This is a genomic window from Mesorhizobium sp. Arg314, from assembly GCF_053714275.1.
In genome coordinates this window covers 19044-30325 of record NZ_JBSKBP010000051.1, presented here as the reverse complement: position 1 = coordinate 30325, position 11282 = coordinate 19044, and the positions used below count along the sequence as shown (strand labels likewise).

Sequence of the window (11282 nt, the reverse complement as noted above, 5' to 3'; positions counted from 1 at the left end):
CTAAGCGTCCACTTAATTTAAGCGGACACTAACGCCACAAGGTACGCGTCAGTAGGCGGCCTTCAGCGTATGCGTACGTATGAATAGATAAGCTCGGCTGATGATGCGTCCAACGCCGCGATTGTGCCATCGTGGGCCGGTTTGAACGACATAATCCTCATGTATTTCTCCTTTGGCGGAATTCGCTTGTCTGAGGGGTTCGCCTCGATTCTACTTCTGGGCAGGTGACATTCGCCACTTCTTAGGCCTAGAGAAGAAGTTCTTTTTTAGTAACCATGTGTGCGTCTATAATGACGGTTTTCCGTACGCGGAGCAGTGCTCGCACCCTTATTTCTTGTCAACGAATAGCACAAGGTCGAGATTGGCGGGTGTCATAAATTGATAATGTTTTGTGATATTTTTATTATGTAAAATTCGCTTCTCGGTTTCAAGCCGTTGGCGTACGCCTTGGCGAGGCCAGCGACTAGCGCCGTCCGCAGGAAGTAGCGTAGACCGGCGCCTGGGCACGGTAGTTCCCAATAGTGAGGCGGCCTTTCAGCGCTCGCGGAGGCGTCTCGCCACGCCTACCGGTCTGGATCAGGTTGCTTGAGCAACTGATGACGACGCTCGATATTACTGCAGATCGCCAGGCCGACAGGGGCGTCCCGGCGGAGATGGTCGAGTTTGTCTGATCTGGCTGGACCGTTGGTCAGCAATATCAGAGATTGCGTTATCAGGAGGGGCTGGAAGACACCGATCAGCCTGTCAGAAGCACCAGAATTGCGCCTTGGCGCGCAAAGGGCCGTGCCGACCTCGCTCACCGACATCCGATCGCTTGGACCGCGTGTGCACGCAACCGGTTCGCCAAGAAAGACCGAAAGACCGGCAATTATTCGAGTTAGTATCCAGCAATCGCTTTTGTCTCCAAGAACTCTTCCATCCCGAATCTTCCCCATTCACGGCCGTTTCCCGATCTCTTGTACCCCCCGAATGGCGCGGCCCAGTCGGCAAACACCCCTTGGATGTTGACACTGCCCCCGCGCACTTGCCGAGCAACCTTGCGAGCACGCTCGATCGACCCGGACGTAACGTAGCCGGCAAGACCGTAGAGTGTATCGTTAGCGATGCGTATCGCGTCCGCTTCGTCTTCGGCCCCCATCAGTACCAAAACAGGCCCGAAAATCTCTTCCTGCGCGATAGCCATATGGGAGGTTACATCTGCGAAAATGGTTGGTCTAACAAAGTAGCCCTTATTGATACCCTCTGGCAGTCCTGTACCGCCTGCAATCAACGTCGCGCCGTCTGCGATACCCCTTTCGATCCAGGCTTGAATTCTCTCCCACTGAGTCCGATTGACGACGGGTCCGAGAGTGGTGCCCACCGCTCGTGGGTCACCGACCGTTATCTGCTCAACAGCCGCTTTTGCGATGCGCGCGGCCTCCCGCATCTTGGCCGCGGGAACAATCATTCGACTGGGCGCGTCGCATGACTGGCCAGTATTCATCATCATGTAAGCGACACCGCCAGCGACAGCCTCTTCAAGATCTGCATCGTCCAAAATGATGTTGGGGGACTTGCCGCCCAGTTCCTGGCTGACACGCTTGACTGTGGCGGCAGAGCGGACGGCTACGTCTACACCCGCGTGCGTCGAACCGGTGAACGACATCATGTCGATGTCAGGATGCTCGCTCATTGCAGCGCCGACCTCAGGACCCAAGCCATTGACGAGGTTGAAAACACCGCGCGGCACTCCAGCCTCGTGCAAGATCTCTGCGAAGATCAATGCGCAACTTGGCGTGAACTCGGAAGGCTTCAAGACCATGCAGCAGCCGGCCGCGAGCGCTGGGGCGACTTTGGCCCCGATCTGATTCATCGGCCAGTTCCACGGCGTGATCATCCCCACCACACCAATTGGTTCTCGCACGACCAGCGCCGAGCCTATCGGTTCCTCGAATTTGTATTGCCCAAGAAGACTGCGCATGGTTTCAAAATGGGCCAAGCCTGCCGGAGCATGTTCTTTGTTTGCAAGCCCCAAAGGCGCGCCCATTTCGTCGGAAATGGATGCCGCGAGGTCTGCAATCCTTGAATGGTAGACATCGATAACTCTTCCCAGGAGCGCGAGGCGCTCGCCGCGTGATGTGTTGGAAAAGGTCTTGAATGACCGTTTGGCTGCGTCTACCGCCGCATCCACATCAGCCTTCGACCCGAGAGCTATTTCGTACATGGCCTCTTCGCTGGCAGGATTCACCACAGCCATTCGCTTCGGCGATGCGGGCTCCGTCCACACGCCATCGATGTAGAATTTCATGCGCGAGACCATTGGCCGCTCCTGTGTTTGTTCCTATCCGTGGGCGCTAAGGGCCGTGCGCGATTGAGGCTGATTGAGATGTACTCGCTGCCGACCTCACGCCTCCAGCTAAATTCCTGAGACTGGATGCGGCACGTATGGCGCCTCGAGAAATTTGATCTCATCTTCCGATAGTTTCACGCTGGCGGCCTCGAAAGCGTCCTCAAGATGCTGCAGCTTCGTGACACCGATAACGGGTGCAGTTACCACAGGCTTTGAAAGCAGCCATGCCAAGGCAAGCTGTGCATGAGGCAGGCCCCGCGTTTGCGCCAGCGACGTGAGACGGTCGACGACTATCTTGTCCACTTCCTGGGTTCGAGCGTAGATTTCTGCGCCGATATCGTCGGTGCGCCCGCGAAGAGTCTCTGGCTCGTCCTGCCAAGGGCGAGCGAGACGCCCGCGCGCAAGAGGGCCCCACGGTAGGACGCCGACGCCTTCGCTCTGGCACAGAGCGAGCATTTCGCGCTCCTCCTCCCGGTAAAGAAGACTGTAGTGCGGCTGCATGCTGACAAAGCGGCTCCAAAAATGCTTGTCGGCGAGCTGGAGCGCTTTGCAGAACTGCCATGCAGCCATTGAAGATGCCCCGATATACCAAGCTTTTCCGGATTTGATAATGTCATGCAACGCTTCGAGGGTCTCTTCGATCGGAGTAGCGTCGTCCCAGCGATGGATTTGGTAAAGGTCGATATAATCAGTGTTGAGGCGGCGCAGGCTTGCCTCCACCTCCGACATGATCGCCTTGCGTGATAGGCCGCGTCCGTTTGGATCGGCCCTCATCGGGTAGTAGACCTTCGTCGCGATCACCACCTCATCGCGCCGCGAATAGTCACGCACAGCTCGGCCCAGCACCTCCTCGCTCGCGCCATTGCCATAGGTGTTGGCGGTGTCGAAGAAGTTGATTCCGCCTTCAATTGCTTGCTTGATGATCGGGCGGCTTTGATCCTCGCTCAAACCCCAGCGACGCTCGGCCAGGCCGAAGCTCAAACAGCCAAGACAGATCCGAGAGACCTTGAGGCCGGTCCTTCCAACGTTGACGTAATCCACCCCGTCCCCCAAGGTCAGCTGGTCGATGCAAACCCAACGCTGCAGAACCGCAGCGATATCACAGATCTCCGACGGCACCTGGTTTGCGAGCCACGATGCAGTCTGCCCCATCGCGCTGTCCTAGCCACTCGAACACGTGCACGCGCGCTAACCTACAGCGTGTTCGGCGCCGCTTGTCGCGCGCAACACATTTGTTCACTGTACGGGAAGACGCACCAGGACCTGGCCGCCTTCCACCTTCGTCTCGAACACGGTGATCGGGCACTCGGCCGGACCTTGAACAACTTCCCCGGACGTGATTTCAAATTGCGCACCGTGCAGAGGACACTCGATAAGGGTTCCCTCCAGCCAACCGTCGGAAAGAAGAGCGAACGCGTGCGAGCACACGTTATCGGTTGCATAAACTTGGTTGTCGATCAGGTAGATAGCGATGCGTTTATCGTTGATTTCGAACGGCGTTACGGTGTCCTCTTGAAGATCGGAAAGGGCGCAAAATGTTATCCATTCAGAATTCTGCGGCGTCGCTTCTTTGCTCATTTCTGCTGTTGTCACGCTTCTCTCCGAGTGCCGTAATTAGCCAGCTGCAAGGTACAAATCGGACGGATCGACTTCCTCAGCCCGACTCATGATGTCTTGCGATATGGGCCTGCCGGCCTTTGCGTCTCGGCGGAGCTGCATCATGTCGCGACCAGGGTTCACGCCCACGGCACTCACAAAACGTCCGTGATCATCGACGCCGATCTCCAGCCATCGTTCGCTCGCAACATCCCCAAGGCGATATAGGCCTGTGGCAAGGGCTGGCAGCCCGAATGACTGGATGGTCACGCCGCACTGATCGGACCAGAACCAGGGCAGGTCATGATACTGGGCATCCAGACCGCAGATGACTTGTGCCGCCACTACTGCCTGATCGCCGGCCACAGTCCAGCTCTCACTGCGTATCCGCCGACCAAGCGAGGGGACAGGATAATTTGTCACCTCTCCGGCAGCATATATTCCCGGAACGGACGTTTCGCATCGCGCATTCACAATGATCCCGTCCGCGGTGTCGATACCGGCATCGGCGGCTATTTCCGCGTTAGGTCCAATCCCGATGCCAATAAGGACTGTGTCAGCAACGGCCGACCCGCCATCCCAGGCCAGAATGACCTCGCCCTTTGAGTTGTTCGACATGCGGATATTTGCACAGTTCAGACGGACCTGACCACCTTCGCTCGTGTGGCGCGCAGCGACCCATTCCGATAGAGACAGTGACGCGCTGCGCGGCAGCAGTCTTGGTGCCAGCTCAAAGACCGTCGTTTGACAGCCCAAGCGGCGAGCGCTCGCCGATACCTCCAGTCCTATAAAGCCGCCGCCGACGACTGCTAGCCGTCGGCCTCGCCCAAGAGCTGCACGTAATCGCAAAGCGTCTGATTCAGTGCGCAAATAATGAACTTGCGCTGGGTCCACGCTGAAGGTTTCCAACTGCCTGACCCGAGATCCGGTAGCGATCAGAAGTTTGTCGTAGTGTTCCGGATTGCCGTTGTCGGTGTGGACGAGGCGTCGAAGAGGGTCGATGAGCGTTGCCTTCGTTCCATCTCGGAAAACGACGCGGTCTGCATACAGCTCAGGCCCTTTCAGAGTCGGCCTCTTGCCCTCTAAGAGGAACTCCTTGGACAGCGGCGGCCTGTCATAAGGTGTCCCTCTTTCGCCATGAATGAGGATGATGCGCTGCTCAGGACGCAGCCCGGCGAGCGTTGTGGCAGCACGATGTCCTGCCAGTCCTCCTCCGATGATCACGACCGTTTCCATAAGCCTTCCTCAGCGCCAACATGTACGAAAGAAGCCAAAAATCTGGAGATGCACCAGTGTCAAATTCCTGCAAATTCGTTCAGCACAGACGGCCCGGTTGTCAAAGCAAAAACCCGAACCGCCTTCCCGCCAGAAACTGTGCTCCGCGGAATAGGCGGGTTTTGTCTATTTTGCCGGTCAGAAGGATCCATATTGTTGCTTCGCTGGACGGGGGCGGTGCGGAAGTCTCAACCGCCGCACCGGATCGGAATGCCTTCCATCGTGCATTTGATGTAAAACGGGTTTCTTGTGCAGACACCGCAGAGTGCCAGTTACGATTGGATTCCCGATCCTATGACCCATGTTCCCAAGACATCGGCCATGCGCCGCTACGAATCCGTTGTTGACCTCATCAAACGCCGCATTTGCACAGGGACTCTAAGGGTCGGTGATCGCCTGCCGTCTGTTCGGCAGTTAAGCGAAGACACCGGTTATAGCCCGATGACAGTGCATCATGCATACGAGCTCCTGGAGGCTGAGGGAGTTTGCGAGGCCAGGCCCCGGTCCGGCTTCTATGTCGTCGGTGCGTCGGCGCCAGTTACAACCCCCGGGAACAATCCCGACGATTTTGGTGGAGAGGCGGTAAGAAATCTGCCTGAGGCTTTGCTCCATATTTGGTATTCAAATGAGCTTGGGGCATTCGGCAGCTTCTACCCGAGCCCGGACCTATTCGACCGCAGCGACATAGACCGCCTGCTGCGGCAGCACTTGCGCCAGGGGGAGACCCGGCTTGTCGGGTGCGATTCCCCACAAGGCGACGTGCAGTTGCGACATGAAATTTCGCGTCGCGCATCAAGGCGGGGAAGCGTCGTATCGCACGGAGAAATTGTTATCGGCAATACCGGCATGTCGTGTTTCGACATGTGCCTCAATGCATTTACCAAGCCGGGAGACATTATTCTTGTCGAAAGTCCGTCTTATTTTCCTATGCTGGCCGGGCTGAACCGCAAGAGCCTCTCGGTGGTGGAACTGTATTCCCATCCGCGCTCAGGTATCAATCCCGAACAATTCCTGCATCTTGTCCGGTCTAATTCTGTTCGCGTGGCACTGCTTATGGGCTCCCATCACTACCCCACAGGCGTGACCTATTCCGAGCAGACAATGCGCCGTGTTGTGGAAATCGCTCGCCAACACCAGGTACTTATCCTGGAAAATGATATGTTCAGTGATCTGAACTATGATGGCAGCAGACAACCTTCCTTCAAGCAATACGACCCCTCCGACATCGTGGTGCAATTTGGGAGTTTCATGGTCTCGCTCCCGCCAGCCTATGGTTTGGGCTGGATACTTGCCGGCACCCACACACGACGCTTGATGACCCACCAGTATACACATGGACTGAACAGCGGCGATGGTGTTGTCCAGCGCGCGATCGCCACGTTTCTGGCGACCCGCAGTCAGGATCGACATTTGCGGCAGCTGCGCTGCACACTCGCCGCGAGGATGCGACGGGGACTCGATTTGATAGCGGAGCATTTTCCCAGCGAATGTGTTGTGTCGCCTCCCGTCGGCGGGTTTATGTGCTGGGTGCGAGGGCCAGTCAGCTTCGATGCTACTGGTGCTTTGCTCCAAGCCGTAGAAGCCGACTTCAGTTTTCTCCCAGGTCCGATTTTCTCGATCGAGGCCTCCTTCCGAAATTTCGTGGCGCTTAACTTTTCGTTCCCATGGACCGCTCAGAACGAAACTTATTTGGCGAAGCTGGGTGAGATGATGCACAGGTCGGTCGGGCGGTAAGTAATATAAGCGCGTGGCTAGTCATGCCATATTGCGGTTGCCCGGGCAGCAGTTCGTCGAGGCGCTCGTTGGGATGGCTGGGACGAGGAGGTCGGCGAGGGAACTTAGCGCTTGAGAGCGTCCAGGTTGCGGGTCTGAATAGTTAAGTCGCGCCTGCCCGGGGTATGAAGCAAATTTAGCTAATTACGAGTTCGGTACGAAAGGCGCTGGACGCCGCCCAGCATCCTGGCGCTCCAGCATCCAGCCGGGGTATTCGGAAGGTAGCGCGCTGACCTCGTCGAGCTTGGCGAGATCATCAGCGCGGAGCTTCAGCCCGGTGGCGGCGAGGTTCTGTTCAAGCTGGTCCATGCAACTGGCGCCGATGATGACGCTCATCACGAAAGGTTTTTTGAGCACATAGCCCAGGGCCACCGTGGCGACGCTGACGTCGTACTTCTTGGCGATCTCGCGCATGACAGCGACAGCCGCCCAAGCGCGGTCCTCGTTGACAGGCGGGAAGTTGAAGCTGTTGCGGCGCCCTTTGCCATTGTCCGGCGCGCCCGGGCCGTATTTGCCCGACAGCAGCCCGCCCGCCATCGGCGACCAGACCATCAGTCCGAGCTTCTCCTCGTTGAGCAGCGGCACGATCTCGCGCTCGAGATCGCGGCCGGCGATCGAGTAATAGGACTGCACCGTCTCGAAACGCATATAGCCAAGGCGCTCGGCGATGCCGAGCGCCTTGGCTATGCGCCAGGCCTGCCAGTTGGAGAGGCCGAGATAGCGGACCTTCCCGCTAGAGACGAGGTCGTCGAGCGCCCGCAACGTCTCGTCGATTGGGGTCACAGTGTCGTTGGCGTGCAACTGATAGAGATCTACGTAATCGGTCCGCAGCCGTTCGAGGCTGCCGTCGATCGAATTCATGATATGGCCGCGCGAAGAGCCGCGCTGGTTGGGGCCTTCGCCCATGGCGCAGTGTACCTTGGTGGCGACGATGACGTCCGAGCGTTTGACGCCCAGGTCTTTGAACGACTGACCGAGCAGCCGCTCCGATTGTCCGAAGGAATAGACGTCTGCGGTGTCGAAGAAATTGATGCCGGCGGCGATCGAGCGACCAACGATCTCGTTCACGCCTTTCTGGTCGAGGCTAGCGATCAGGGTCTCGTCGGGAGGACCGAATGTCAGAGCACCGAGGCAGAATTCGGAGACGAACAGGCCCGTATTGCCAAGCTGGTTGTATCGCATGATGGATCTTTCCCGCGGATTGAATGACATGCCAGAACAGGAGCGGGCGGAGCGCCTTAAACGTGCCCGTGGTGCTCACGATGAACGATAACTGAGAAGGCGAAGTCGAGTAGCGTACCCCAAGAAAAAATAGGCAACCTCACTGCACGCTGCACACAACGTGCGAACGGCTGAAGCCCTGTGCACCCGAATACCAGTGCGCGCAGGTCAGGGTTCTTGGAAACGAAGTCCCTACACGCACTCACGAACTCGGCTTCGGCGCGTTCGAAACTGGCCATCGGAACCGCAGAGCCCCACTTGTCTGCGTTCCACAGATCCTCGAATTCCGGGCAGGAATAGTCTTCGCAGATGCCCATCAACGCAAGGTTGGATCCGGGATCAATACCAGCGCTGACGAAATGGTGCTCGGTCAGCCGGCGAGGGTAGGCACACACAATGGCGACGCGTCCCGTGCCTCCGGTCAGCCGCTGTGCGAGAGGTACCTGCAAAAGGCTCGACATAAATACGGGCACCGAGACTTCGGCCGCCACCTCTTTTTGAAAATACGCAAAGTGAGCACACTCAGCAGCAATGGCTCGACACCCCATGCGTTCGAGCCGACGAGCGGCCTCCAGTATGGGTCCTAGGCAAGCGGTTTTATCCGACTGAATTATGAGCCGATCGGCGTCGACACCTTCGACTACATCGTACTGAACCGGGTATGGATGCGCACTCGCGTTCCGCACAGAACCGGGATATCCGGGGTATACCTCATCGAACAGCATGATCCCCAGACCCATTCCGCAGCCATATGTGCCCGGTTGGGCACGAATAACGTCTAACCCGAGGTCTTGCTCTCCAGACATTGTACGACTCCGAAGCAGAGGTATATTTACTTTCACCCTGAATTGATAATCATCGTTATGGCAAGAAGCGGAGCTATGTCTCCAGTGCTGCACCAGCGGGTGCTGTACACTACGGATGCGGCGCGCAATGCATGTTTCTCCATTTAGGCGTGGATGAATTGAAGGAGCGCTGACGCCACGATAAGACTTGCTTCTCGCAACGACAAGTTCTCAAGATCCGTGCCAAGTGCACAGAAACACCTTTTTCAAGTATTTTATTCTTATTGTTCAATGATTTAGGCCTTCACATATAGAGATTTCTCTGAGCCAGGGCGAACACGACTGTGTCTTATTTTCGACAAACCCAGTGCGGTTCGCTGACCTGAACGTACCTGCAATCGAGCCTGCGGGCTTGAGGAAATGACATCGAGGCGTGATTGCCCTCGACCGCATAACGAGGCCTGTGCCCCGTGCAGACCGTCTGGGCGGCGGCGAAGGCCGCCTGGACCGCTCAGGCCTTCTTCCTCCCTATCCGCAACACACGCCGCAGCCGTAGCGGTCGCATTCGAGCTGCGGGCTTGATATGGGATCTGCTGGCCAAGAACAGGACTTCTTCTGGGCTCGCCCAGCGCTGGTGTCGGCAACGCTGAGGCAGCTCGCCTCAAGGCTGGCGTGCCGGGCGAGCGCGGTGTCGGGGCCGCGGTCCGGCTCACGCCTGCAACGTGAGGGAGTTGCCAGACAGCGAGAAACGCGCCCGAGGATGCCAAGCGTGTGTCAATGGGCACCGAAGTCTCCGCGAATGTGGGCATGCAATTTTCCCTACCTGGCAGCCTCGCAGCGGCCGTGCTGTGAGTTCCGATTAAGTGACTGCAAGAAATATTTTACATAACGTTTACTTTACGCAACACCTCTCCCTTGGCATTTTGGTCCGTAACGCTGGTTGTTTCTCGAGTAATTAGGAAACAGACCAACCCGTTTGTCTGGGTTGATGGCGCGGCGAGCGAACTCGGTCACTCGATGTGGGCGAGCGTCCTGCGGCCCCATTGAAGCGGCGTTTGGTTTTCGGGCAGTGTTTGGTAGGTGGCATCGTGACAACTCGGATAGTTCAGGTTGGGCTTGGTGGATGGGGCGCGGATTGGGCTCAAACGGTCGTCCCTCAGGTTCCTGGGGTCGAAGCGGTAGGTTGGGTCGACCAGAATCCCGAGGCTTTGAAGCGGGCGGAGGTGCGGCTGGGAGCCCGGCCGGACCGGTTTTTCCCAACTTTCGAGGCGGCACTCTCGACCATCGACACCGATGCTGTTTTGATTACGGCGGACGTCCGGGCCCATGCTTCTCTCGTTGAACTTGCTCTGGAGGCCGGTAAGCACGTATTGGTGGAGAAGCCCTTTGTGTCCACGACCGTAGAGGCGGAGCGTCTCGCTGATTTGGCGGACCGTTACGACCTAATACTTATGGTGAGTCAGAACTTCCGCTTCTTTCCCGCAGCTATCAGCGCCGCCCGGCTTGTCAGAGAGCAAGTGCTCGGACCGGTAGGCGCAGTCCGCATTGAATTCCGGCGATCCTTGAACTGTACGCCGGAAGAGGAATCCTTTTATGGCTTCCGACAGCCGCTTCTTGAGGACCTTGGTATCCACCACTTTGACTTGATGCGAATGGTGCTCGGGCAGGAACCTCGGCAGGTATATTGTACTGCCTGGCAGCCGAAAGGGAGTCCGTTCAGAGAGCCGCCCGCAGCGGCTGCGACGATCGTCTTCGATCGAGGCACCGTCGTCACCTATCGCGGCAATTGGCTTAGTGTTGGTGTGGAGACGCCGTATGGCGGCGAGTGGCATATGGAGTGCGCCGAGGGCGAGATCATCTGGACCTGCCGCGGTGACCGCGATGTAACATTGGACGGCGATCAAGTCAGGATCCGAAAGCGCGGCCACCCCGTAGTGCCAGTCGACCTTCCCGAAATGGGAATGTTCGGACGCAAAGAAAGCTTGGCCACGTTTGCGCGAGCGGTCGAGAGCGGCACCGTCGCACCTATCGCAAGCGTAGGACGCGACAATATTGGCAGTCTCGCTCTCATGCAGGCCGCGATCACGTCGGCGACCACCGGGCGAGTAATATCGATCGAAACGATCAAATAGCCAAAGCTTGAAATCGATGGTTCAGACCACGACCGGTGCACGGGCGAGGGAACCCGCACCAGCGCCGTCGACGGCGTTGTCCAGGAAGCGCAAGCCTACCCGGCGCAGGGCCCCGTTTGTGGACCAATCGTGCAGTCGCTTGGCCTCGGACCCAGCCTGCTGGACGCCACT

The 11282-nt window shown here is 57.8% G+C and carries 8 protein-coding genes; 2 read left to right on the top strand and 6 right to left on the bottom strand.

Annotation, left to right across the window (positions count from 1 at the left end; all coding sequences use genetic code 11):
* Positions 1–877: 877 nt before the first annotated feature.
* The 4 genes from ACWGS9_RS30225 to ACWGS9_RS30210 form a co-directional block, all read right to left on the bottom strand.
* Positions 878–2299 carry an aldehyde dehydrogenase family protein gene (locus tag ACWGS9_RS30225; RefSeq protein ID WP_454508679.1) on the bottom strand — a complete coding sequence of 474 codons (1422 nt, stop codon included), beginning with the start codon at positions 2297–2299 and terminating at the stop codon, positions 878–880.
* A gap of 96 nt (positions 2300–2395) precedes the next feature.
* Positions 2396–3370 carry an aldo/keto reductase gene (locus ACWGS9_RS30220; RefSeq protein ID WP_454508680.1) on the bottom strand — a complete coding sequence of 325 codons (975 nt, stop codon included), beginning with the start codon at positions 3368–3370 and terminating at the stop codon, positions 2396–2398.
* 195 nt (positions 3371–3565) lie between these two features.
* Entirely contained in the window at positions 3566–3922 is a 357-nt protein-coding gene (locus tag ACWGS9_RS30215; RefSeq protein WP_454508678.1) for a Rieske (2Fe-2S) protein, read from the bottom strand.
* Positions 3923–3943: 21 nt separating this feature from the next.
* Positions 3944–5161, bottom strand: coding sequence for an NAD(P)/FAD-dependent oxidoreductase (locus tag ACWGS9_RS30210; RefSeq protein WP_454508677.1), 1218 nt, complete (start codon positions 5159–5161; stop codon positions 3944–3946).
* 333 nt (positions 5162–5494) lie between these two features.
* Here ACWGS9_RS30210 and ACWGS9_RS30205 point away from each other — a divergent pair, with 333 nt between their 5' ends.
* Complete coding sequence (locus tag ACWGS9_RS30205) at positions 5495–6934, top strand: aminotransferase-like domain-containing protein (protein ID WP_454508676.1); 1440 nt, start codon at positions 5495–5497, stop codon at positions 6932–6934.
* 183 nt (positions 6935–7117) lie between these two features.
* On the opposite strand, the gene ACWGS9_RS30200 is transcribed toward ACWGS9_RS30205, so the two are convergent.
* Positions 7118–8155, bottom strand: coding sequence for an aldo/keto reductase (locus ACWGS9_RS30200; protein WP_454508675.1), 1038 nt, complete (start codon positions 8153–8155; stop codon positions 7118–7120).
* Between the two features lie 56 nt (positions 8156–8211).
* A complete protein-coding gene (locus ACWGS9_RS30195) occupies positions 8212–9000 on the bottom strand; it encodes an aspartate/glutamate racemase family protein (protein WP_454508674.1) in 789 nt (262 codons plus the stop codon).
* A gap of 1067 nt (positions 9001–10067) precedes the next feature.
* Here ACWGS9_RS30195 and ACWGS9_RS30190 point away from each other — a divergent pair.
* Positions 10068–11111: a Gfo/Idh/MocA family protein gene (locus ACWGS9_RS30190; protein WP_454508673.1), complete on the top strand. Its 1044-nt coding sequence runs from the start codon at positions 10068–10070 to the stop codon at positions 11109–11111.
* Positions 11112–11282 lie beyond the last annotated feature (171 nt).

What these genes read in the sequence shown, in the direction of transcription:
- ACWGS9_RS30225 (WP_454508679.1), bottom strand. Translation starts at nt 2,299, where the DNA reads ATGGTCTCGCGCATGAAATTCTACATCGATGGCGTGTGGACGGAGCCC.
- ACWGS9_RS30210 (WP_454508677.1), bottom strand. Translation starts at nt 5,161, where the DNA reads ATGGAAACGGTCGTGATCATCGGAGGAGGACTGGCAGGACATCGTGCT.
- ACWGS9_RS30205 (WP_454508676.1), top strand. Translation starts at nt 5,495, where the DNA reads ATGACCCATGTTCCCAAGACATCGGCCATGCGCCGCTACGAATCCGTT.
- ACWGS9_RS30200 (WP_454508675.1), bottom strand. Translation starts at nt 8,155, where the DNA reads ATGCGATACAACCAGCTTGGCAATACGGGCCTGTTCGTCTCCGAATTC.
- ACWGS9_RS30195 (WP_454508674.1), bottom strand. Translation starts at nt 9,000, where the DNA reads ATGTCTGGAGAGCAAGACCTCGGGTTAGACGTTATTCGTGCCCAACCG.